The organism is Anaerostipes rhamnosivorans, from assembly GCF_005280655.1.
GTDB classification, from domain to species: domain Bacteria; phylum Bacillota; class Clostridia; order Lachnospirales; family Lachnospiraceae; genus Anaerostipes; species Anaerostipes rhamnosivorans.
In genome coordinates this window covers 2096204-2119064 of sequence record NZ_CP040058.1, presented here as the reverse complement: position 1 = coordinate 2119064, position 22861 = coordinate 2096204, and the positions used below count along the sequence as shown (strand labels likewise).

The 22861-nt window shown below is 45.5% G+C and carries 20 protein-coding genes; 17 read left to right on the top strand and 3 right to left on the bottom strand.

The window, feature by feature from the left end; translation table 11 throughout:
* The first annotated feature begins 6 nt into the window (after positions 1–6).
* The 6 genes from ilvB (at position 7) to AR1Y2_RS10495 (ending at position 7310) form a co-directional block, all read left to right on the top strand.
* Positions 7–1695 carry a biosynthetic-type acetolactate synthase large subunit gene (ilvB, locus tag AR1Y2_RS10520; RefSeq protein WP_137328906.1) on the top strand — a complete coding sequence of 563 codons (1689 nt, stop codon included), beginning with the start codon at positions 7–9 and terminating at the stop codon, positions 1693–1695.
* Between the two features lie 19 nt (positions 1696–1714).
* Entirely contained in the window at positions 1715–2797 is a 1083-nt protein-coding gene (gene serC, locus AR1Y2_RS10515; RefSeq protein WP_137328905.1) for a 3-phosphoserine/phosphohydroxythreonine transaminase, read from the top strand.
* Between the two features lie 12 nt (positions 2798–2809).
* The gene (locus AR1Y2_RS10510; RefSeq protein WP_137328904.1) at positions 2810–3970 is read left to right on the top strand and encodes a phosphoglycerate dehydrogenase; all 1161 of its coding nucleotides are present in this window, start codon (positions 2810–2812) and stop codon (positions 3968–3970) included.
* An 11-nt stretch (positions 3971–3981) separates the two neighbouring features.
* Positions 3982–5067 (top strand): aspartate-semialdehyde dehydrogenase, encoded by a 1086-nt coding sequence (gene asd / locus AR1Y2_RS10505; RefSeq protein ID WP_137328903.1) that lies wholly within the window; start codon positions 3982–3984, stop codon positions 5065–5067.
* Positions 5068–5251: 184 nt separating this feature from the next.
* Complete coding sequence (locus AR1Y2_RS10500) at positions 5252–6295, top strand: Ig-like domain-containing protein (protein WP_243118725.1); 1044 nt, start codon at positions 5252–5254, stop codon at positions 6293–6295.
* A 139-nt stretch (positions 6296–6434) separates the two neighbouring features.
* Positions 6435–7310 (top strand): mechanosensitive ion channel family protein, encoded by an 876-nt coding sequence (locus AR1Y2_RS10495; RefSeq protein ID WP_137328902.1) that lies wholly within the window; start codon positions 6435–6437, stop codon positions 7308–7310.
* A gap of 113 nt (positions 7311–7423) precedes the next feature.
* Here the strand turns inward: AR1Y2_RS10495 and AR1Y2_RS10490 are convergent, their stop codons facing one another.
* Entirely contained in the window at positions 7424–9148 is a 1725-nt protein-coding gene (locus AR1Y2_RS10490; RefSeq protein ID WP_137328901.1) for a hypothetical protein, read from the bottom strand.
* Positions 9149–10528: an argininosuccinate lyase gene (gene argH, locus AR1Y2_RS10485; protein ID WP_137328900.1), complete on the bottom strand. Its 1380-nt coding sequence runs from the start codon at positions 10526–10528 to the stop codon at positions 9149–9151. It abuts the gene before it with no gap.
* A 154-nt stretch (positions 10529–10682) separates the two neighbouring features.
* Here argH and AR1Y2_RS10480 point away from each other — a divergent pair, with 154 nt between their 5' ends.
* The 4 genes from AR1Y2_RS10480 (at position 10683) to AR1Y2_RS10465 (ending at position 15010) form a co-directional block, all read left to right on the top strand.
* Positions 10683–11108, top strand: coding sequence for a putative ABC transporter permease (locus tag AR1Y2_RS10480; protein WP_137328899.1), 426 nt, complete (start codon positions 10683–10685; stop codon positions 11106–11108).
* Between the two features lie 152 nt (positions 11109–11260).
* Complete coding sequence (locus tag AR1Y2_RS10475) at positions 11261–11995, top strand: ankyrin repeat domain-containing protein (RefSeq protein ID WP_137328898.1); 735 nt, start codon at positions 11261–11263, stop codon at positions 11993–11995.
* A 23-nt stretch (positions 11996–12018) separates the two neighbouring features.
* Positions 12019–14139, top strand: a complete 2121-nt coding sequence (locus tag AR1Y2_RS10470) for a DNA topoisomerase III (protein WP_137328897.1) — start codon at positions 12019–12021, stop codon at positions 14137–14139.
* A 184-nt stretch (positions 14140–14323) separates the two neighbouring features.
* Positions 14324–15010 carry a SanA/YdcF family protein gene (locus tag AR1Y2_RS10465; protein ID WP_137328896.1) on the top strand — a complete coding sequence of 229 codons (687 nt, stop codon included), beginning with the start codon at positions 14324–14326 and terminating at the stop codon, positions 15008–15010.
* 90 nt (positions 15011–15100) lie between these two features.
* On the opposite strand, the gene AR1Y2_RS10460 is transcribed toward AR1Y2_RS10465, so the two are convergent.
* Positions 15101–16318, bottom strand: a complete 1218-nt coding sequence (locus AR1Y2_RS10460; protein WP_137328895.1) for an argininosuccinate synthase — start codon at positions 16316–16318, stop codon at positions 15101–15103.
* 283 nt (positions 16319–16601) lie between these two features.
* Between AR1Y2_RS10460 and argC the strand changes: the two genes are divergently transcribed.
* The 7 genes from argC to AR1Y2_RS10425 all read left to right on the top strand — a co-directional run bounded on the left by argC (position 16602) and on the right by AR1Y2_RS10425 (position 22848).
* Complete coding sequence (argC, locus tag AR1Y2_RS10455) at positions 16602–17642, top strand: N-acetyl-gamma-glutamyl-phosphate reductase (RefSeq protein ID WP_137328894.1); 1041 nt, start codon at positions 16602–16604, stop codon at positions 17640–17642.
* A gap of 21 nt (positions 17643–17663) precedes the next feature.
* Positions 17664–18890: a bifunctional ornithine acetyltransferase/N-acetylglutamate synthase gene (gene argJ, locus AR1Y2_RS10450; protein ID WP_137328893.1), complete on the top strand. Its 1227-nt coding sequence runs from the start codon at positions 17664–17666 to the stop codon at positions 18888–18890.
* Positions 18891–18901: 11 nt separating this feature from the next.
* On the top strand, positions 18902–19786 hold the full coding sequence (gene argB, locus AR1Y2_RS10445) for an acetylglutamate kinase (RefSeq protein ID WP_137328892.1): 885 nt from the start codon (positions 18902–18904) through the stop codon (positions 19784–19786).
* A gap of 9 nt (positions 19787–19795) precedes the next feature.
* Complete coding sequence (locus AR1Y2_RS10440; protein ID WP_137328891.1) at positions 19796–20977, top strand: aspartate aminotransferase family protein; 1182 nt, start codon at positions 19796–19798, stop codon at positions 20975–20977.
* 60 nt (positions 20978–21037) lie between these two features.
* Positions 21038–21475: a DMT family transporter gene (locus tag AR1Y2_RS10435; RefSeq protein ID WP_137328890.1), complete on the top strand. Its 438-nt coding sequence runs from the start codon at positions 21038–21040 to the stop codon at positions 21473–21475.
* Between the two features lie 108 nt (positions 21476–21583).
* Positions 21584–22147: a helix-hairpin-helix domain-containing protein gene (locus tag AR1Y2_RS10430; protein ID WP_137328889.1), complete on the top strand. Its 564-nt coding sequence runs from the start codon at positions 21584–21586 to the stop codon at positions 22145–22147.
* 14 nt (positions 22148–22161) lie between these two features.
* Positions 22162–22848, top strand: a complete 687-nt coding sequence (locus tag AR1Y2_RS10425) for a response regulator transcription factor (protein WP_137328888.1) — start codon at positions 22162–22164, stop codon at positions 22846–22848.
* Positions 22849–22861: the final 13 nt, after the last annotated feature.

Genomic DNA, 22861 nt, shown 5'->3' with positions numbered 1-22861 from the left:
ATTCTTATGAAACAATTGACGGGATCACAGATTGTTTTAGAGTGTTTGAAAGAACAGGGGGTAGACACTGTTTTCGGTTATCCGGGCGGTGCCATCTTAAACATCTATGACGAATTATATAAGCAGCAGGACTGTTTTACCCATATATTGACCGGGCATGAGCAGGGCGCTTCCCACGCCGCAGACGGATATGCCAGGTCCACAGGAAAAGTCGGCGTTTGTTTTGCCACATCGGGTCCAGGGGCAACCAACATTGTCACTGGGATCGCAACCGCCTATATGGATTCTATCCCAATGGTTGCCATCACCTGTAATGTAGGAGTGGGGCTTCTTGGAAAGGACAGTTTTCAGGAGGTAGATATCACAGGTATCACCCTCCCGATCACAAAGCATAATTTTATTGTCAAAAATGTGGAGGATCTTGCGGACACGATCCGGCGAGCATTCCGTATTGCCCAGAGCGGACGGAAAGGGCCTGTCCTAATCGACATCCCGAAGGATGTCACAGCCGCTGTGGCCAACTATAAGGAGCAAGAACCGAAAGAGATCAAGAGAAAGATTGACAATATCCGTGAAATGGACATTAGAAGGGCGGTTGAATTGATTGAATCGTCCACCAAGCCGTTTATCCTTGTAGGCGGCGGGGCCGTACTGTCGGACGCATCGGAAGAACTCAGGGAGTTTGTGGAGAAGGTTCATGCTCCGGTTGCGGACACTTTGATGGGAAAAGGCGCTTTTGATGGAACAGATGCTTTGTATACAGGAATGCTCGGCATGCACGGCACGAAAACATCCAATCTGGGTGTCTCAGCATGTGATCTGCTGATCGCCATCGGAACCAGATTCAGTGATAGGGTGCTGGGCAATGCGGACGCTTTTGCAAAGCATGCAAAGATCCTGCAGATTGACATTGACCCTGCGGAGATCAACAAAAATATCATGGCACACACCCACATCATCGGTGACATCAAAGCGGTGCTTACCATGGTCAACCGGAGACTGGGCCAGCAGAATCATAATACATGGGTTAAAAATGTCATGGTGGATAAAGTCAATTATCCTCTCACCTATGACAAATCAAAGCTTTCCGGTCCGCAGATCGTGGAAGCCATCTATGAGAGAACAAAGGGGGATGCCATCATCGTGACCGAGGTTGGACAGCATCAGATGTGGGCAGCTCAGTTCTATAAATATAAAAAACCAAGGACTTTCCTGACTTCGGGAGGCCTGGGGACCATGGGGTATGGTCTTGGAGCCAGCATCGGAGCCAAGGTGGGCAATCCTGACAAGACTGTCATTAATATTGCAGGAGACGGATGTTTTCGGATGAACTTAAACGAACTTGCAACGGCAACCAGATATAATATTCCGATCATTGAAGTCATCATCAACAACAGTGTGCTCGGAATGGTGCGCCAGTGGCAGAATCTGTTTTACTCTGAGCATTATTCCTATACGACCTTCGAGGATCCAGTGGATTTCGTGAAGGTAGCTGAGGGAATGGGTGCTCTGGCTAAAAAAGTGACAACCCTGGAGGAGTTTGAATTTGCGTTTGAGGAAGCACTTGAAGCCGGAAGGCCGGTAGTTTTAGACTGCCATGTGGACCTGGATGATAAGGTCTGGCCGATGGTGAATCCTGGAGCCGCGATTCAGGAGGCATACACAAAAGAAGACTTGGAAAAAACTATAAAGTAAATTTTGGAGGATTATGAAAATGGCAAGAGTTTATAACTTTTCAGCAGGTCCGGCAGTGCTGCCGGAAGAGGTGTTAAAGGAAGCAGCGGAGGAGATGCTGGACTATAAAGGCTGCGGCATGTCTGTTATGGAGATGAGCCACAGGTCAAAGATGTTTTCTGACATTATTGAGACTGCTGAGGCGGATTTAAGGGAACTGATGAACATCCCGGACAACTACAAAGTGTTATTTCTGCAGGGAGGAGCATCTTCACAGTTTTCCGCGATCCCGATGAACCTGATGAAAAACAAAGAAGCAGACTTTATCATCACCGGACAATGGGCAAAGAAAGCATATCAGGAAGCCAGCCGTTACGGGAAAGCCAATATCATCGCTTCCTCTGAGGATAAGACTTATACATATATTCCAGACTGTTCTGACCTGAATATTTCAGAAAATGCAGACTATGTATATATCTGTTATAATAACACCATTTACGGAACCAAGTACCAGCAGGTGCCGGACACAAAAGGAAAGATCCTGGTGGCTGATATGTCTTCCTGTATTCTGTCTGAACCAGTCAATGTAGAAGATTTCGGAGTAATCTACTTTGGTGTCCAGAAGAACGTAGGACCTGCAGGAGTGGTAGTTGCAGTGATTCGTGAAGATCTGATCACAGATGATGTCATGCCGGAAACACCGACCATGTTGAAATGGAAGACTCAGGCAGACGCAAAATCTTTATACAACACACCTCCTTGCTATGGAATTTATATCTGCGGAAAGGTATTCCAGTGGCTGAAAAAACAGGGTGGACTTGAGGCAATGAAAAAGCATAATGAAGCAAAAGCCAAGATTCTCTACGATTTCTTAGACCAGAGCGAAATGTTTAAGGGAACTGTAGTAAAAGAGGATCGGTCTCTTATGAACGTGCCGTTTGTCACAGGAGATGATGACATGGATGCCAAGTTTGTCAAGGAGGCAAAGGAAGCCGGATTTGAGAATTTAAAGGGACATCGTACCGTCGGCGGAATGAGAGCGAGCATCTACAATGCAATGCCGACAGAGGGCGTAGAAAAATTAGTAGAGTTCATGAAAAAATTTGAAGAAGAAAACAAATAAGGAGTGTTGAGAATGTATACAGTTAAATGCTTAAACCCTATTTCAAACCGTGGTTTGGATTTATTTACAAGTGAATTTGAAGTGATCGATGATTTAAATGCTGCAGATGCAGTCTTAGTCCGCAGTGCATCCATGCATGATCTTGAGGTGCCGGATTCTATGATCGCAGTTGCGCGTGCCGGTGCCGGAGTCAACAATATCCCTCTGGAACAGTATGCAGAAAAAGGAATTACCGTATTTAACACACCGGGTGCCAACGCCAACGGTGTAAAAGAACTGGTCGTAGCAGGACTCCTCTTAGCATCCAGGGATATCATCGGCGGTGTAAACTGGGTCAAAGACAATGCCAAGGAAGCCGATCTTACGAAATTGATCGAAAAGAAGAAAAAAGAATTCGCTGGAAACGAATTAAAAGGGAAAAGTATCGGTGTGATCGGACTGGGAGCTATCGGTGTCCTTGTGGCAAACATCTGCAACCGTCTTGGAATGAATGTCTATGGATATGATCCATATGTATCTGTACGTTCCGCATGGAGTTTGTCCAGAATGGTAAATCACAGCAGCTCCTTGGATGAAATCTACGAGAAATGTGATTTTCTGACCATCCATGTTCCGTATATGGAGAGCACAAAGGGAATGATCGGACAGGAAGCGGTCCAGAAAATGAAAGACGGGGCAACGATCTTAAACTTTGCGAGAGGTGAGTTGGTAGACGACCAGGCAGTGCTGGACGGACTTGCAGCAAAGAAGATTAAGCACTATGTGACAGATTTCCCGAATCCTGCTATTGCAGCAGCAGACGGAGTGATCACAATTCCTCATCTTGGCGCGTCCACAGAGGAATCAGAGGAAAACTGTGCAGAGATGGCAGTAGATCAGCTGATGAACTATCTGGAAAATGGTAACATTGTCAACTCTGTAAATTATCCGAACTGTGACTTGGGAGATATTGAGGCTGAGTGCAGGATCACAGTACATCACAAGAATCTTCCGAACATGATCGGACAGCTGACTTCAGCTTTGGCAGAAGAGGGATACAATATTGAAAATATGCTGAACAAATCAAAAGGGGATTATGCTTACTCCATTTTCGATGTAGCAAAACGTCCTTCTGAAGCAGTTCTTTCAAAAATGAAACAGATCGACGGAGTGATCCGTTTGAGAGTATTATAGAGGTGATTGATATGAGTGAAAAATTAAGAGTCGGAATTCTCGGTGCTACCGGAATGGTGGGGCAGAGATTTATCTCCCTGTTAGAGAACCATCCTTGGTTTGAGGTTGTCACGCTGGCGGCAAGTCCAAGATCCGCAGGTAAGACCTATGAAGAGGCAGTGGGCGGACGCTGGAAAATGGATACTCCGATGCCGGAAGCAGTAAAGTCCATGGTCGTTAAAAATGTGAATGAAGTGGAAGAAGTGGCAAAGGAAGTAGATTTTGTTTTCAGCGCCGTGGATATGTCAAAAGATGAGATCAAAAAGATCGAAGAAGACTATGCCAAAACAGAGACACCGGTAGTATCCAATAACAGCGCTCATCGCTGGACACCGGATGTACCGATGGTCGTGCCGGAAATCAACCCGGAACATTTTGATGTGATCAAAAGCCAGAAAAAGCGTCTTGGAACTACAAGAGGGTTCGTGGCTGTAAAACCGAATTGTTCCATTCAGAGCTACGCACCAGTTTTAACGGCATGGAAAGAGTTTGAGCCTTACGAAGTTGTGGCAACAACCTATCAGGCGATCTCCGGGGCAGGAAAGACATTTAAAGACTGGCCGGAGATGGTGGGAAATATTATTCCGTTCATCGGCGGAGAAGAAGAGAAGAGTGAGCAGGAGCCGCTCCGTCTCTGGGGACACATTGAAAACGGGGAGATTGTTAAGGCAGAATCTCCAGTCATTACAACTCAGTGTATCCGTGTGCCGGTTTTAAACGGCCATACAGCAGCTGTGTTTGTGAAGTTTAAAAAGAAACCGACAAAGGAACAGCTTATCGAAAAGCTTGTGAATTTCAGCGGGCTTCCTCAGGAACTTGAACTTCCAAGTGCACCGAAACAGATGATCCAGTATCTGGAGGACGACAATCGTCCGCAGGTGAGCATGGATGTGGACTATGAGAACGGCATGGGAGTGTCCATCGGACGTCTCAGAGAAGACACCGTATATGACTACAAGTTTGTAGGTTTGTCCCACAATACAGTCCGCGGAGCAGCCGGCGGAGCCGTGCTCTGTGCAGAGACCTTAAAGGCGCAGGGATTTATTACGAAAAAATAAAATGAAGTTATTACCAGGACCAGCCATTATTCTTTAAAATGGCTGGTCTTCTTTGTTCCTTCCAGAATTTACACATATGAAGATGTTACAAATGTTACAAAAACAATTGTATTTGTTCATAATTTATATTATAATGAGATTGTTTCAGTGTAAAAACATTTTACGGGGACAAAGGGAGAGACGGATGAATAAAAAAAGGATCAGATTAGGAATTCTTGGCCTGGCACTTGGCCTGGCAGTTATTTTTCCTGTGGGGGGAAGAATAAAAGCGGCTATGACAGTCGTGGAGGTAAAAAAAGCAGGACAGGTAGTGGACAGTTTTCAGGGCGTAAATGCTGTGTACCGCCCAGGCAAATGGGACGGTGATGACAAGATCTACTCATGCGCGGCACTGGTAAAGAAATATTATCAGGCCAGATATGGATTTACACCGTACAATCTTTTTGCCGGTGCAACACCGTTAGAATACGACAAGGGTGGTAAATTTAAAAAGGTGACCTCACCGAAGGTGGGAGATATCGCATCCAAAAGTACACACTGGGCCATAGTACAGAATGTTTCAGGGAACAATGTCACCTTATTGGAACAAAATTGGAAAAGAGTGGTTGGGAAGAAAACTTATGCCAAATCAGACAGGGTTGTTTCAAAGAGTGAGATGAAGTATTTCCGCTATTATGACAAAAACGGAAAAGAAGTGTTAAACGGCAGCAGCAGCTCGTCCTCCTCTGTTTCAAAACCAAGAACTTTGTCCATCAATAGGACAAGCCTTAATGTCAAAACCAGAGCAACTGCAACGCTCACAGCTACAATCGGTAATAAGAGAAGTGGTGATACCGTCACATTCTCATCATCAAATAAAAAGATTGCCACGGTTTCATCCAGAGGGGTGATCACCGGAGTTAAAACGGGAACCTGTTATGTGACAGCTACGGTCAAGGGAACAAACCTTTCTAAAAAGTGCAAAGTATCAGTGTCATTGGGTTCCAGAAGCATCAAGCTGAATGCCAGCAGACTGACGTTGATCAAGGTAAAGAGTTACCCTCTAAAGGGTGTTATTTATAATAAGAGATCCAACGACAAGCTGAAGTACAAAACAAGCAATAAAAAGATTGCAACCGTTTCTTCCAAAGGCGTTGTGAAGAAAAAGAAGAAAAAGGGTACAGCAACGATCACAGCATGGATTCCAGGCACATCCACTAAGAAAACATGCAGAGTTACCGTAAAATAGTGTACATAGAGAAACACGCTCTGCGTGTTTCTTGTATTTTATTCCATAGGAATGTTCTGCGAACCTCCCTATGGAATAAAAAAGCCCTGCGGGCATTATGCACAAAAAGTACTTATAAAAAACAGGAGAAGAACATAAGATGATAGCATCAAACGTGAATTGGAATGTTGTATTGAATCATTATACAGATCAGATTTTAGATTTTGCCTTAAATATATTAGTCGCCCTGATCATTATCGGCGTCGGTTTTAAACTGAGCAAATGGCTGGTATCGCTGTTTCGGAAAGGAATGGAGAAAAGGGAAGTTGACTTTGGCGTTATTACATTCAGCTGCTCCTTTCTTAAGATCGCATTGCGCTGCATCGTGATCTTTATGGCCGTGGAGCGTCTGGGAGTCAAAGGGACATCCATTGTGGCGCTGTTCGGGTCTGCCGGTGTTGCAGTAGGTCTGGCGCTGCAGGGAAGCCTCTCCAACATTGCAGGGGGAGTCCTTCTGTTGATCTTAAAGCCGTTTCAGGTGGGAGACTATATCGTTGTAGACGGGACCAGCTGCGAGGGCGAAGTGGCAGCCATGGATATTTTCTATACAAAGCTTAAGACCGTGGACAACAGGGTCATTGTCATTCCAAACGGGACGCTGAGTAACAGCAACTTGATCAATAACACAAAACAGGACAGCCGCCTGATTGACCTAAAGATCGGGATTGCTTACGACAGTGATATCCAGAAGGTCAAACAGATCATGATGGATGTTGCAAAGAAGGAACATATGACAAAGGATGACAATATCCAGGTGTTTGTCAGCGACCTGGCAGACAGCTCCGTTATTATGGGACTGAGGGCCTGGGTATCCACTGAGGTGTATGTTTCCACCCGGTGGTCCTTGCTGGAGCACATCAAAGATGCCTTTGAAAAAGAAGGTGTTGAGATTCCATACAATAAGCTGGATGTCAATGTCATGGAGCTGAAAGAGTCAAAAAAAGAACCGGAAGAAATAACAGAAAACAATGAATAAAATAAAGAGGGTTCGTAGAACTTTCCGATAGAATAAAAAAATCAGGATCATGGAAATACATGTCCTGATTTTTTTATGAATGGAGGCCGAACAGAAAGTGTTGCCCAAGAGAATTATCTCTTCAGCAGTTCCTGGATCTTGTCTTTCAACCTTTTCAGCCAGTAGACTACGGAGTTCTGTTTAATGTATAGGAAGATTCCGGCTGATAGCAACAGCACCAATGGTAGTAAGAATTTTAATATATTTAAAATATAATGAGCTGAAGTGCTTCCTTTATAATGCAAGATAAAAGAATCCCCGGTGATCTGGTTTTTATGGATTGAAGAGATAGTCTCATCTCCGTTCAGGAGTGCGGACACCGGTTTATCCGCCACATTCTGGGCCATTTTGATTTCTTGGTAAGAGTCTGCGGTGACAGTGACATCTGCGGAAGAATCCTTGCTGATGGAGGCAAAGGTAAAAGTCCCCTTGGTCTTTTTATTGTTCAGATGCAGCCTGAACTTACTTGTATAATCGGAAGTCTGTCCGCGGAAGATTGAATTCTTGGATTCATAGCTGGAGGAAGTTCCCTTCCAGATCTTCCTTAAATCCGCATCGCATTGTTTGACACTTCCCCTTTGCTGGAAGGAAAGCCGGTGGTCATCCTCTTTGTCAAGGGAAACATTGGTTATGGTGCTACCCATAAAAGATTCCTTTAGTTTTGTAAGTTCCCGTTTATTGCACACGGATGAGAAAAGGAAGGTAAAGTTTCTGCGGATATCATTTTTATTCTTGTAAACTTCGGCAACCTCGTATTTCCGCACCGGCTGGGCGAAAGAGGATGAAAAGTTTACTTTCTTTTTGGAGACTTTTTCGTCAATTACGGTCTGTTCTCCACTGTCGGAAAAGGAATCGTTGGCAGTATAGGTATAGGTCACAGGGACCTTGCCGGATTCATCCGCAAAGTTCTTGAAATCCAGTGTCTCCTCAAAATCCAGCTGGAACTCAAAAGGACTGCCACTTTTAGTCTCCACCCGGTAAGTACCTCCGGTATCTGAGGTGTGCAGAACCTTTCGTGTCACGGCGCACAGATCAGAGAAGTTGTCTTTGGTAAAAGAGATGACCAGGGTTTTTCCGTCTTTCTCATTTTTCCACGTTTTCTTATAGGAAGAGCCGGAGAAGTAGCTGTTCACTGCAGAAGCGTGTTTTTCCAGTGTCTCCTTCGGAAGTCTGATGGAGATGGTGCGTGTAAGCTTCATGCCGGCGGTCTCTTTTGTTTTGATGTCAATGGATGAAATGGGCACATAATCCATCTCATCTATGTTGATCTTATCGTCTGTGTCGTACTTTTTCCCGGCAAAGGTAAACTCGGTGTTTTTCAGGTTCCAGAGATCATCCACAGACTTTTGGTCTACATAACCCTTCTCATAGAGAGCAGTATAAAGCCAGGACATGAGATCTTTTGTGGAAAAGTTTTCTGAATACCGTATCCCCTTGGCAAATGGAGAATCTGAGTAGCTGTATTTGATCTCAGGTGCAAAGTTAAGCAGAGACTCTACCTTCTTTTTGTAATCTTTTTTTGAGGAATAGTCCAGGCGGAAGGTATAAATGGTATTGTCGTTATCCGAGGTTTGTTTATAAACCAGAGCCTTCGGGCAGGCGTCTCGGATGACCTTGTCTAGGTCCTTTTTGGAGCCGGAAAAATACCTGGACAGATCCGCAGAGCTGACAGTACAGGTCATGATCCGGTGGCCCGAAAAGTCTTTGTTTAATTCCATGCGGCTGTTGAGTTCCAAGCCACAGCCCCATAAAAACACTAGGGACAGCAGCAGAACAGACAGCAAACATCTTCTTTTCATTTAGATTTCCTTTAAATATGCTTCGTTGATCTGGATCACTTTTTTCATTGCGTCCTGTCCCGGGGCTCCAATGGTGTTACGTTTTTCCACACATGTCTTCATGCTGACAGCCTCATAGATATCCTCTTCAAAGGCAGGACTGATCTTTTGATATTCATCCAGGGAAAGATCATCCAGGGAGATATTTTTATCAATGCACAGAAGTACCAACTGTCCAACGATACCATGGGCATCCCTGAACGGCACTCCGTGATTTACCAGATAGTCGGCCGCATCGGTGGCATTGGTGAAACCGTTCTTCGCACTGTCTTCCATGCGGTCCTTGTTGAACGTCATGGTCTTCATCATGCCCGTAAACAGGCTCAAGCAGCCTTTTACAGTGTCAATGGCATCGAAGGTATATTCCTTATCCTCCTGCATGTCCTTGTTGTAGGCCAGAGGAATTCCTTTCATGGTCGTAAGGATAGAGGTCAGTGCAGCGTAGACTCTGCCGGTTTTTCCGCGGACCAGCTCCGCAATGTCTGGGTTTTTCTTCTGCGGCATGATACTGCTTCCTGTACTGAAGCCGTCGTCGATGGAGACAAACTGGTATTCGTTGGAATTCCAGACGATGATCTCTTCACTGAACCGGCTTAAGTGCATCATAACCGTGGAAAGAGCAGATAATAACTCTATGACATAATCCCGGTCAGACACAGAATCCATACTGTTTAAGGTCGGTCCGTAAAAATCCAGAAGATCCGCAGTCATGTTCCGGTCTAAAGGATAGGTGGTGCCGGCAAGCGCTCCGGAGCCCAGCGGACAGTAATTCATTCTCTCATAAATGTCAGTCAGGCGGGAGTAGTCTCTCTTGAACATCTCCATATAGGCGCCCACATGATGAGCAAGTGTGACCGGCTGTGCCTTCTGCAGATGGGTAAATCCAGGCATAAAGGTGTCGAGATGGTCTTTCATGATCTGGTGCAGAGCTTCCATCAGATCCTTTATCAGATCTTTGATGGCGGTGATTTCATCTCTTGTGTAGAGCTTCATATCCAAGGCCACCTGGTCATTGCGGCTTCTTCCGGTGTGGAGCTTTTTGCCGGCATCGCCGATACGGTCGATCAAAGTTGCTTCTACAAAACTGTGAATGTCTTCATATTCGCTTGTGATCTCAACGGCTCCAGACTCTATGTCTGAAAGAATGCCCTTTAATCCAGCAATGATCTGGTCTTTTTCATCTTCCGTTAAAACACCTACACTGGCCAGCATGGTCACATGCGCCATGCTCCCCTGGATGTCCTGACGGTAAAATTTCTGATCAAAACCGATGGAAGCATTAAAATTGTAAACCAGCTGATCTGTTTCTTTGGTGAACCTGCCACCCCATAATTGTGCCATATGTATTTCCTCATTTCTTATTAGTTTGTCTTTTGATAAATTCTAACCATAATATTTTACACTATAAATGCAATATTTACTATATTTTTATTGGAAAAACCGCGTATAAGCAGACCCGGCATGACACACAATATTTAAAAAACGGGTGATGAGAATGGAACGAAGATTAAAAATAGAAAAGCATATAGTTTTATTTATTTTGGGCGGAATGGGATATTTCTTTTTAGAAGTTTTAGTCAGAGGGTACTCCCATTATACAATGTTCCTGTGCGGAGGCGCCTGTTTTTTGTGTATCGGGCTCTTAAATGAGAGTGTGAAATTCAAGATGAGTTTCGTGAGTCAGATGGTGCTCTCAACGTTTATCATCACAGGACTTGAACTGGTCACAGGCCTGATTGTCAATGTATGGCTCGGGTGGGACATATGGGATTATTCCAATCTGCCATATAATTTTAAAGGGCAGATCTGCCTTTTGTACTCGGTACTCTGGTTTTTTGCGTCCAGCGCAGCCATTGTCATAGATGACTTTCTGCGGTATAAGCTGTTTCATGAAGAAAAACCACATTATAAGTTTTTATAAATCCTTTCCTTCATGTTATAATAGAATACATTGGGGTGTCCGGGTCCGGTTGGGTTTTAGATTTTTATAAGAAACAATAATAAAAATATAAGTATTTTCATAAGAATTAGCCAGAGAGGGTTTTATATAATGGGAACTGTGAGGTGATTCTTATGAAAAAAATACCAACCGTACATAAAAAAATGGCAGCTGTTTTATTGTTCATCCTGCTGGTAGGATGTTTTTTGCTGGGTGTCTGGCACTCAGCCGGGAAAAAGGCGGCGAAGAAGTCTGTATACAAAGAAGGAACGGTTCAATATCATATCTTTTATAATAACAAAAAGGAAATCAAACGAATGGTAAGCCAGGGACTAGATCTCAACGCTTCCAGCCAGACTGCATCCAATGCGCCGTTGATCATGGCAATCGATGCCCTTGACAGGGACCGCATGTACAGCATGGTGGCTTTCCTGATTAAGCAGGGAGCTTTCGTGAATGCGGATTATCAGACAGACAGTGACATTGTGTTCCGGAGGAGAACGCCGCTCTATGAGGCTGTCTCCTTTGGGGATACGAAATTGCTGCGCCAGCTTCTTAACGCCGGGGCAAGCGCTGATTACCGGGATAAAGACGGGACAACTCCGCTGATGTTTGCCTGTTATATGGCCAACGGCAGCGTAAACCAGAATACGGTGGATAACATCCGCAGTCTTTTGTATGCAGGGGCCGATCCATCGGCAGTGAATCAGGACGGAAAAACAGCAGAGGACTATTTTGAAATGGGACGCAGGAATATAGAAGCAGATATGAAAGACAACCGGCTGACGGACGAGGAAAAGAAGCAGACCAGACGGTATCTGGGAAAGATCCGTGTGCTGCTTGACAGGGCGGTCCGCAGCCGGCGGTAGAAATAGGAAATGAGGATAAGAAATTGAAAAAACATTTAGTGATCGCAGAAAAACCTTCGGTGGCAAGAGATATTGCGAGGGTTTTGGGGTGTAAGCAAAAAGGTTCTTCTTTTATGGAGGGTGAGAAATATATTGTGACATGGGCGCTGGGGCATTTGGTGACCTTGGCAGATCCGGAGCAGTACGGGAACCAATACAAGCAGTGGAGCATGGAAACGCTTCCTATGATGCCTAAACAGTGGAAGCTCGTGGTGATCGGTAAGACATCAAAGCAGTACCAATCTGTTAAAAAACTGATCTTCAGAAATGACGTGTCGGATATTATCATCGCCACAGATGCAGGACGGGAAGGAGAGTTGGTTGCCCGCTGGATCCTTAAAAAGGCAGGAAATCAAAAGCCTGTACAGAGACTTTGGATTTCCTCTGTGACGGATAAAGCCATACGGGAAGGTTTTGCACATTTGAGGCCTGGAAAAGAGTATGAGAACCTTTACCATGCGGCAGTGGCAAGGGCAGAGGCGGACTGGCTTGTGGGGATCAACGCCACCAGAGCGCTGACCTGTAAATATAACGCACAGCTGTCTTGCGGGAGAGTCCAGACACCGACTCTCGCCATGATCGCAAAACGGGAAGAGGAGATCCGTACCTTTAAGCCGAAGAAGTTTTACGGGATCAAGGCGTTTGTACTGGGAATGACATTTACATGGAAGGACAGAATGTCAGGCAGCAGCCAGAGCTTTGACAGAGAGAAAATAGACAGAATAAAGAAAACGGCAGGGGGAGAAACTCTTCTGATTGGAAAGATTTCTAAGAAACCGAAGAAAACCCATGCTCCATCGCTTTACAACCTTACTGACCTTCAGACAGATGCCAACAAGAGGTTTGGATTTTCAGCCAAACAGACCCTGAATCTGATGCAGAGTTTGTATGAACACCACAAGGTCCTTACTTATCCTAGGACCGACTCTCGTTACCTGAGCAGCGATATGGCAGATACGATAAAAGAGCGGCTGAATGCAATCAGCGTAGGTCCATATAAAAAGTGGACAGCAAAACTTTTGTCAAAAAAGGTCAATCGTTCGGCTTCTTTTATTAACGACAGCAAAGTGACGGATCATCATGCCATCATTCCAACGGAGCAGTCGGTATTTCTGACGGATATGAGTTTTGACGAGCGCAAAATCTATGATCTGGTTGTGAAACGTTTCCTTGCCGTGTTATCACCGGCATGTGAGTACGAGCAGACTTCTATTTCTGGGACTATTCACGGGGAAATATTTGAGGCTAAAGGCACCGTTATGGTCAAGGCCGGATGGAAGGAACTATATCAGGAAGAGGAAAGCACAGGGGAAGCTCTGCCTCAGGATAAGCTTAACATGCTCAGGGAAGGAACACAGGTCACGGTGGACTCTATGAAGATCACGGAGGGGACCACCAATCCTCCAGCCAGATATACAGAAGGAACTCTGATCTCCAGGATGGAAAAACAGGGGCTTGGAACGGTAGCCACCCGTGCCGATATTATAGAGAAGCTGTTTTCCAGCTTTCTTCTTGAAAAGAATGGCAATGATGTGGTGATCACTGGAAAGGCTAAGCAGCTGTTAGAGCTGGTGCCGGAGGACCTTAGGAAAGCGGAGCTGACGGCGCAGTGGGAGCAAAGGCTCACAGCCATCGCCGAGGGTAGGGAAGATGACAGGAAGTTCATGGGAGAGATCAGTGGATATACAAGGCAGATCATCGAAGAGATCAAACATGCCCAGGGGACGTTTTGCCATGAAAATCTTACCCGCCATAAGTGCCCGGAATGCGGGAAGTTTATGCTGAAGGTGAAAGGAAAGCACGGGACCTTCTTAGTCTGCCAGGACCGGGAGTGCGGATGCAGGAAAACACTTTCAAGGACTACCAATGCCCGCTGTCCGGTCTGTCACAAGAAAATGGAGATGGTAGGCGAAGGGGAGGCACAGAAGTTTGTCTGTGTCTGCGGCCACAAGGAGAAGCTCAGTGCTTTTAAGGAGCGCAAGAAAAAAGACGGTGCGGGTGTCAGCAAAAAAGAAGTGAACCGCTATTTGAAAAAGCAGCAGGCCGAAGCAGAACAGCCGATCAATAACGCATTTGCTGATGCATTCGCAAAGTTAAAACTATGACATTTTCCACATGATTTCCGTTCGGCTCTTAGAATGCCTCACTCCAATCATGTAGAAAATGGACGTAATGTCTGCTAGAGCATGTTGCTACAAGACAGAGGATGTCTTTCGACGAGGGATTCTTTTTCATCTAAAAAAGGAATGGATGTCAGCGAAGTATTGGAAATAAAGTTAGGGGGTTGGGATGAGTCGAAAGAGAAAACAGATGAGGTTTTGGCTGAAATTGTTTGTGGTTTTTTTAGCCGCAGGTCTGTTGGCTGTGGGAGGAATCAACCTGTTTGTATTGAACCGGGCTGATAAAAGCATAGAAGCATGGGAATATATTTCAAGAGGGAAAGAGAAGAAAGCGGATGCGGTTATTGTACTGGGAGCAAAGGTCCGAAAAGACGGCAGTATGAGTCTGATGCTGAAGGAACGTGTGGACATGGGGATTGCAGCTTACAAGCAGGGGCTTACAGACCGGATCATCATGAGCGGGGATCACGGGACCCAGGGGTATGATGAAGTCAGCGCCATGAAAGCGTACGCAGTGAAGCAGGGAGTGCCGTCCAAATGCATTTTTAAAGACCATGCAGGATTTTCTACCTATGAGACTATGTACCGTGCGAGAGAGGTATTTCAGGCACGAAACGTCATCGTGGTCACGCAGAAGTATCATCTGTATCGTGCGGTGTATGACGCAAAGGCTCTGGGGCTTCAGGTAAAGGGTGTTGCCTGTGACAAGGCTGTCTACAAAGGGGACAAAGCCAGAAAGTTCAGAGAAGCCATAGCAAGGGTCAAGGACTTCGGATATACGCTTCTAAAGCCGAAACCAAAATATCTGGGAAAAGCAATCCCGGTGAACGGCAACGGGAATGTGACAGACAAGTGATAAATGTAAAAAAGAAGACGCATCTTAAATCAGTTTTAAAATGATTCAAGACGCGTCTTCTTTTTTATGTAGTTTAATCAGATGTGCAGATTAGTCTGCGAGTCCCTGGTCTTTTAAAGCTCTTACCTTCATAGATAGGCCGAACAGACGGATAAATCCTTCAGCGTCATGATGGTCATATAAATCTCCTGTTGTGAAGCTTGCCAGAGATTCACTGTAAAGTGTATGAGGAGAGGTGGTACCTGCCTTGATGATATTGCCCTTGTAAAGCTTAAACTTTACTTCTCCGGTTACGTCCTTATCGACGGTCTCGATGAATGACTGTAATCCTTCTCTTAATGGGCAGAACCATTTGCCTTCATAGACGAGATCAGCGAATTTGCCTGCAACGATCTTCTTGAATGCCATGGTGTCACGGTCTAAGACTAATTCTTCCAACTGCTGGTGAGCCTCCATTAAAATGGTTCCTCCCGGAGTCTCATAGACACCGCGGGATTTCATTCCAACCACACGGTTTTCCACAATGTCGATGATGCCGATGCCATGTTTGCCGCCCAGTTCATTTAACTTGCGGATAATGTCAGATGCCTTCATCTTCTCGCCGTTTACTGCAACCGGTGCACCGGATTCAAAGGCGATGGTCACGTATTCTCCCTCTTCCGGAGCCTGCTCTGGTGAGTTTCCTAAAACTAATAAGTGATTGTAATCAGGCTCCACAGCCGGATCTTCTAATTCCAATCCTTCATGGCTGATGTGCCATAAGTTACGGTCACGGCTGTAGCTGTTTTCAGCGGAAAACGGAAGGTCAATGCCGTGATCTTTGCAGTACTGGATCTCATCTTCGCGGGAATCCATTTTCCATGTATCCAGCTCACGCCATGGAGCGATGATCTTAATATCCGGAGCCAGTGCCATGATGGATAACTCAAAACGGATCTGATCATTACCTTTACCTGTGGCACCGTGGCAGATAGCGACTGCGCCTTCTTTTCTAGCGATTTCAACCAGTTTTTTTGCGATAACCGGGCGGGCAAAAGAGGTACCGAGCAAATATTTGTTCTCATAAACTGCGTCGGCTTTTACCGTCGGGATCACATAGTCATCCACGAACTCGTCAACGACATCTTCAATATATAATTTTGTGGCTCCGGAGAGTTTCGCGCGTTCTTCCAGGCCGTCTAATTCATTTCCCTGTCCCACATCCACACAGCAGCAGATGACTTCATAATCATAATTTTCTTTTAACCAAGGGATAATCGCGGTGGTGTCCAGTCCGCCGGAGTATGCCAATACAACTTTTTCTTTCATGTTTGTTCCTCCTCATATAGTTCGTACCATCAGATCTTCGTCTGTGTTCTATTCAATAATATACGGGATAACGGAAGAAGATGCAAGGGCTTTTTCAAAATAAAGTGCATAAAATTTCAAAATAAATGAATATATTCAAGTATAAATGTATAAATATGCAATGATAAGTTTCCGACAAAAGAATTAAAAACTCAGGTTTATCAGTAAAAAAGGTGTTGCATATTACATAACAGAGTTGTATAATTATAAACAATTCGTAAATGCAGGAAAAGAGGAGAATATTATGATAAAAGCAGGAATTATAGGATCTACGGGCTATGCAGGGCAGGAACTGGTCCGTCTGCTGATGCAGCATAAGGACGCAGAGATTGTCTGGTATGGTTCCAGAAGCTACATAGATCAGAAGTATTACGATGTCTTCCATAATATGTTTGAGATCGTGGATGCGGACTGTATGGATGACAACATGGAGGAATTGGCCGAGAAAGCGGATGTGATTTTCACAGCAACTCCTCAGGGACTGTGTAGCTCTCTTGTGTCAGAGGAGGTCCTCTCAAAGACAAAGATCATAGATTTAAGCGCAGACTTCAGGATCAAGGATGCAGACCGATATGAAGAGTGGTATGGGATCAAACACCCGAGCAGAGATTTTATCAAAGAGGCTGTCTACGGTCTCTGCGAGATAAATAGAGAGGATGTAAAGAAAGCAAGATTGATCGCCAACCCGGGATGTTATCCGACCTGTTCCATCCTCTCCATTTATCCGATGGCAAAGGAAGGTCTGATCGACATGGACACCATTATCATTGATGCCAAATCAGGAACTTCAGGGGCAGGCAGAGGAGCCAAGGTGAATAATCTGTACTGTGAAGTCAATGAAAATATCAAAGCTTACGGGGTGGCATCCCACAGGCATACGCCGGAGATCGAAGACCAGCTTGGGTATGCATCCGAACAGCAGGTGGTGCTTAATTTTACGCCGCATCTGGTTCCTATGAACCGAGGAATCCTGGTGAGCGCCTATGCTTCTCTGAAAGAGGACGTTACCTATGAGAAGGTGAAGAGCATCTATGATTCTTATTATAAGAAAGAAAAGTTTGTGAGAGTGCTTCCGGAAAATGTATGCCCGGAGACCAGATGGGTGGAAGGGAGCAACTATGTGGATCTTAATTTTAAGATCGACCAGAGGACAGGGCGTATCATTATGATGGGGGCCATGGACAATCTGGTAAAAGGGGCAGCAGGCCAGGCGGTACAGAATATGAACCTGATGTTCGGACTGCCTGAGACAGAGGGACTAGAACTTGTCCCGATGTTTCCGTAGGATCACATAAAGGAGGAAATGATGAAGATATTAGACGGAGGCGTGACAGCCCCAAAAGGCTTTCTGGCAGCAGGACTTCGGGCCGGAATGAAACCTGGAAAGACCAACAAAGACATGGCAATGATCTTAAGTGAGACACCGGCGGCGGCAGCCGGGACCTTCACAAGAAATATCGTAAAGGCGGCCCCGGTACTTTGGGGACAGAAACTGGTAAACGAGCAGAAAACAGTCCGGGCAGTGGTCGTAAACACAGGGATCGCCAATGCATGTACCGGAGAAAAGGGCTATGAGAATACGGTAAAAACCGCGGAATTGGCAGCAGAGGAGCTTGGAATTACAAAAGAAGAGGTTCTAGTTGGATCTACCGGTGTCATTGGGCAGCAGCTGCCAATGGATGTGATAGAGACAGGAGTAAAGCTTCTGGTACCTGAACTAAAACATGACCGCCAGAGCAGTAAAGACGCAGCGGCGGCGATTCTGACCACAGATACAAAGACCAAAGAGGCCGCTGTCAACATTATAATTTCTGGAACAGAAGTGACCGTGGGCGGCATCTGCAAGGGTTCCGGGATGATTCATCCCAATATGGGGACTATGCTTGGGTTTATCACAACCGATGTTTCCATCGACAAGGATCTGCTCTTAAAGCTTCAAAGAGAGCTGATTGAGGATACTTTTAATATGATTTCTGTGGATGGAGATACTTCTACCAACGATACGGTATTTGTTCTGGCAAACGGTATGGCTGGGAATCCTAAAATTACAGAACAGAATGAAGACTATGAGACATTCAAAGAAGCGCTTTTCTATGTAAACCGGGAGCTGGCAAAGAAAATAGCCGGGGACGGGGAAGGCTGCACCAAGCTGTTTGAAGTCCAGGTGCACCATGCGCCCAACAAAGACTGTGCCAAGACACTGAGCAAATCCGTGGTCACTTCAAGTCTTACAAAGGCGGCCATCTATGGAAAGGACGCAAACTGGGGAAGAATCCTATGCGCTATGGGTTATTCCGGCGCTTCCTTTGACCCTTTAAAAGTTGATATTTCATTAGAGAGCAAAAGCGGAAGTCTTGCCATCGTAAAGGATGGAGTTGCAACAGATTATTCAGAGGAAAAGGCGACCTTGATCTTATCGGAAGATGAGGTGAAAGCCATTATCGATATTCATAACGGAGAAGAACAGGCAACTGCATGGGGATGTGACCTGACCCATGAATATGTATCAATCAACGCAGATTACAGAAGTTAAGGAGAGGAATCATGGACGAAAAATTATTAGAGGAAGAATCACTGAAGGCAGAGATATTAATAGAGGCTTTGCCGTACATCCGTTATTTCAGCGGAAAATACGTGGTGGTCAAATACGGCGGGAGTGCCATGCTGGATTCAGACCTGCAGAAAAATGTAATCCGTGACGTGGCGCTTTTGAAACTGATCGGTATGAAACCGATTATCGTACACGGCGGAGGAAAAGAGATCAGCAAATGGGTGAAGCTTTCCGGCAAAGAACCGGAGTTTTATAACGGTCTGCGTGTCACAGATAAGGAGACTATGGAAATCGCTGAGATGGTTCTGTTTAAAGTGAATCAGGAGCTGGTTGCTATGATGGCGCAGCAGGGGATCAAGGCTGTTGGACTTTCCGGTAAAGATGCGGAAATGATGAAGGTAGAAAAGAAGGAGGTCCCGGGGAAAGATCTGGGATATGTGGGTAAAGTAAAAGAGGTCAACACGGACCTTCTGGAAGCTCTGATCGAAGACGATTTTGTCCCGGTCATCTCCCCAATCGGACTGGGAGAAGAGTATGCTGGTTACAATATCAATGCTGATGACACAGCCTGTGCGATCGCGTCTGCGCTGAACGCAGAAAAGCTTGTTTTCTTGACTGATATTGAAGGAGTCTTTATTGATCCGGAGGATAAGAGTACCCTGATCTCTGAGATGGATCTGACCCAGGCACACGAGTTTGTGGACAAAGGGGTTGTGGGCGGCGGTATGCTTCCGAAGCTTAAAAACTGTATTGAGGCCATCGAGAACGGTGTTGCCAGAGTCCATATCCTGGACGGACGCCTGGACCACTGTCTGCTGCTTGAGTTCCTGACACAAAAAGGTATCGGAACAGCGATCCTGAAAGATCCGATTTTTTAGGAGGAAATTATGAATCATTTTATAGAAGAAGGCGAAGCATACATATTAAAAACCTACAACCGTTTTCCGGTGGTCCTGGATCACGGGGAAGGAGTCTGCCTTTATGATACTGATGGAAAAGAATATCTGGATTTCGGTGCAGGGATCGCGGTCTTTGCCCTGGGCTATGGAAACAAACCATACAACGATGCGCTCAAAACTCAGATCGACAAACTGATCCATACTTCCAATCTTTATTATAATGTTCCGTCCATAGAAGCGGCAAAAAAGATCGTAGAAGCCTCCAAGATGAAAAAAGTATTTTTCACCAACAGTGGTACCGAAGCGATTGAAGGCGCCTTGAAGGTTGCCAGAAAATACGGTTATCGAAAGGATCCCAATAAGGAGTATGAATTTATCGCTATGAATCAGTCTTTTCATGGAAGAAGCCAGGGGGCACTGTCCGTGACAGGAAATGAAAAGTACCAGGAAGGGTTTGTGCCGAAAGAATTCCGGGCAGTGTTTGCGGAATTTAACAATCTGGAAGATGTGGCATCAAAAATAACGGACAGAACCTGCGGCATCATCTGCGAGGTGGTCCAGGGCGAGGGCGGTATTTATCCGGCTGATCCCGAGTTTTTAAAGGGTCTTCGGAAGCTTTGTGATGAAAAAGATCTTCTGTTGATCTTTGATGAAATTCAGTGTGGTATGGGCCGCTGTGGTTCTATGTTTGCACATGATCTCTACGGTGTGAAACCTGACGTGCTGACTCTTGCAAAAGCGCTGGGATGCGGGGTTCCGGTGGGCGCATTTGTGGTAGGAGAAAAGGCGGACGGCATTCTTGTGCCGGGAGACCATGGAACCACCTACGGAGGAAATCCTCTGGCAGGCGCGGCAGTCAACGCTGTCTTTGAACAGTTTGAAAGCCTTGATTTGGTATCCCATGTACAGGAGATCGGCAGTTACTTATGGGAAAAGCTTGAGGGCTTAAAAGAAGAATTTGATTTTATCACTGCCCATCGCGGTAAAGGATTGATGCAGGGACTGGAGTTTTCGCCGGAGAAGCCGGTCGGAGAAATCGTAACGAAAGCCCTGTCAAACGGCCTGATCCTTATCTCGGCAGGAAATAATGTTTTAAGGTTTGTCCCGCCGCTTGTGATCGAAAATGAACATGTGGATCTGATGGCGGAAAGGCTCAGAGCATCGTTTTAAATGAATAAACAAAAACCTCCAAGGACAAACTATGGATAACAAATCTTTGGAGGTTTTTTTATGATTGGATTTATAATAGCGTTAGTATCAGGAGCCCTCATGAGCATTCAGGGGGTATTTAACACGGAAGTTTCCAAACAGACCGGGTTGTGGACCGCCAGTTCCTTTGTACAATTTACAGGTCTTCTCACCTGTCTCGCAGTCTGGCTCTTTGCGGAGAGAGGTACAAGCTTTTTAAGCCTTGCGAAGGTATCACCGAAATATGTGCTTCTCGGTGGTATCATGGGAGCCGGGATCACCTTTACGGTCATCAAAAGCATCGGCATGCTGGGGCCGGCAAAATCTGCCATGCTCATTGTGGCTGCGCAGCTGATCGTTTCCTATCTGATTGAGGTTTTTGGGCTGTTTGGCGTCGAAAAAACAGGGTTTCAGTGGATGAAGCTTTTGGGAGTTGTTTTGTTTGTAGGGGGCATCCTTATTTTCAAATGGAAATCTTAAACTTATCCTGAAAGATGTCCTTGTAAAAATGAGGTAGATTAGTTACAATAGCAATAGAGATTTTACACTTGGATAGATGACGCTTTGTTCAGCTAAGGAGGATCCTTAATGTTCAAAGCAAAAAGTATATGTATGGCCGCCGTTTTGTTTTTTGCAGCCTGTACGGCAGGGTGCACAGAAAAGTCCGGAGTGCAGGTGGAAAAGGGATCAGAGGTCCAGAAAGCTGCCGACACACAAAAAGAGGATAAGATCTGTGTCTATGTCTGCGGCAGTGTCAAAAAGCCGGGGGTCTATGAACTCGTAGAAGATGCAAGAATCGTTTCAGCCATAGCTGCGGCGGGAGGATTTACAAAGAGTGCTTCTAAGGAAGATGTCAATCAGGCAGAACATGTGAAGGACGGGCAGCAGATTTATGTTCCCTCACGAAAGGAAGCCCAAAAGCAGCAGAAGGGTTCCTCAGAGAAGGGCTCTTCATCAGATGACAGAGTGAATTTAAACACTGCATCCAAGGAAGAGCTGATGAAGCTTTCGGGCATCGGAGAAGCTAAGGCTTCTGATATCATTTCCTATAGGGAAGAGAACGGAAGCTTTGCAAAACCAGAGGATATTATGAAGATCCGTGGAATCAAACAGGGGATCTACAGTAAGATCAAGGACATGATAACAGTTTAGTTTGAGGTGAAAATATGAAAAAGGTACTGGTTGTTGATGACGAAAAATTGATAGTAAAAGGGATCAAGTTCAGCCTTGAGCAGGATGAGATGGAGGTGGACTGCGCCTATGACGGAGAGGAAGCTCTGGAACTGGCAAAGGGAAACCAATACGATATCATTCTCCTGGATGTTATGCTCCCGAAGCTCACCGGATATGAAGTGTGCCAGGCGATCAGGGAATTTTCAACCGTACCGATCATCATGCTGACAGCAAAGGGTGATGACATGGATAAGATCCTGGGACTGGAGTACGGTGCTGATGACTATGTAACCAAGCCGTTTAACATCTTGGAAGTCAAAGCAAGGATCAAAGCGATTTTAAGAAGAAGCATAAGCCATGCGGTTCCGGCGGAGACTCCCAGAGTCATCGAGAGCCGCGGCTTAAAGATCGACTGTGACAGCCGCAGGGTCCACATCAATGGAAAAGAGGTCAATCTGACAGCTAAGGAGTTTGACCTGTTGGAACTTTTGGTGTTCCATCCGAACAAAGTGTACAGCAGAGAAGACCTGCTGAACACAGTGTGGGGCTACGACTATCCGGGAGATGCAAGGACTGTGGATGTCCACATCCGGAGGCTGCGTGAAAAGATCGAAGTGAATCCAGGGGTTCCTGACTATGTACATACAAAATGGGGGGTAGGTTATTATTTCCAGGCATAAGAAGGACAGATTT

Excerpts from the sequence above, each read along its gene's own strand:
- argB (WP_137328892.1), top strand. The coding sequence starts at position 18,902 with ATGGACGAAAAATTATTAGAGGAAGAATCACTGAAGGCAGAGATATTA.
- AR1Y2_RS10435 (WP_137328890.1), top strand. The coding sequence starts at position 21,038 with ATGATTGGATTTATAATAGCGTTAGTATCAGGAGCCCTCATGAGCATT.
- AR1Y2_RS10510 (WP_137328904.1), top strand. The coding sequence starts at position 2,810 with ATGTATACAGTTAAATGCTTAAACCCTATTTCAAACCGTGGTTTGGAT.
- AR1Y2_RS10500 (WP_243118725.1), top strand. The coding sequence starts at position 5,252 with ATGAATAAAAAAAGGATCAGATTAGGAATTCTTGGCCTGGCACTTGGC.
- AR1Y2_RS10465 (WP_137328896.1), top strand. The coding sequence starts at position 14,324 with ATGAGTCGAAAGAGAAAACAGATGAGGTTTTGGCTGAAATTGTTTGTG.
- asd (WP_137328903.1), top strand. The coding sequence starts at position 3,982 with ATGAGTGAAAAATTAAGAGTCGGAATTCTCGGTGCTACCGGAATGGTG.
- AR1Y2_RS10425 (WP_137328888.1), top strand. The coding sequence starts at position 22,162 with ATGAAAAAGGTACTGGTTGTTGATGACGAAAAATTGATAGTAAAAGGG.
- argH (WP_137328900.1), bottom strand. The coding sequence starts at position 10,528 with ATGGCACAATTATGGGGTGGCAGGTTCACCAAAGAAACAGATCAGCTG.
- AR1Y2_RS10495 (WP_137328902.1), top strand. The coding sequence starts at position 6,435 with ATGATAGCATCAAACGTGAATTGGAATGTTGTATTGAATCATTATACA.
- AR1Y2_RS10430 (WP_137328889.1), top strand. The coding sequence starts at position 21,584 with ATGTTCAAAGCAAAAAGTATATGTATGGCCGCCGTTTTGTTTTTTGCA.
- AR1Y2_RS10440 (WP_137328891.1), top strand. The coding sequence starts at position 19,796 with ATGAATCATTTTATAGAAGAAGGCGAAGCATACATATTAAAAACCTAC.
- serC (WP_137328905.1), top strand. The coding sequence starts at position 1,715 with ATGGCAAGAGTTTATAACTTTTCAGCAGGTCCGGCAGTGCTGCCGGAA.
- AR1Y2_RS10480 (WP_137328899.1), top strand. The coding sequence starts at position 10,683 with ATGGAACGAAGATTAAAAATAGAAAAGCATATAGTTTTATTTATTTTG.
- AR1Y2_RS10475 (WP_137328898.1), top strand. The coding sequence starts at position 11,261 with ATGAAAAAAATACCAACCGTACATAAAAAAATGGCAGCTGTTTTATTG.
- argC (WP_137328894.1), top strand. The coding sequence starts at position 16,602 with ATGATAAAAGCAGGAATTATAGGATCTACGGGCTATGCAGGGCAGGAA.
- AR1Y2_RS10490 (WP_137328901.1), bottom strand. The coding sequence starts at position 9,148 with ATGAAAAGAAGATGTTTGCTGTCTGTTCTGCTGCTGTCCCTAGTGTTT.
- AR1Y2_RS10460 (WP_137328895.1), bottom strand. The coding sequence starts at position 16,318 with ATGAAAGAAAAAGTTGTATTGGCATACTCCGGCGGACTGGACACCACC.
- ilvB (WP_137328906.1), top strand. The coding sequence starts at position 7 with ATGAAACAATTGACGGGATCACAGATTGTTTTAGAGTGTTTGAAAGAA.
- argJ (WP_137328893.1), top strand. The coding sequence starts at position 17,664 with ATGAAGATATTAGACGGAGGCGTGACAGCCCCAAAAGGCTTTCTGGCA.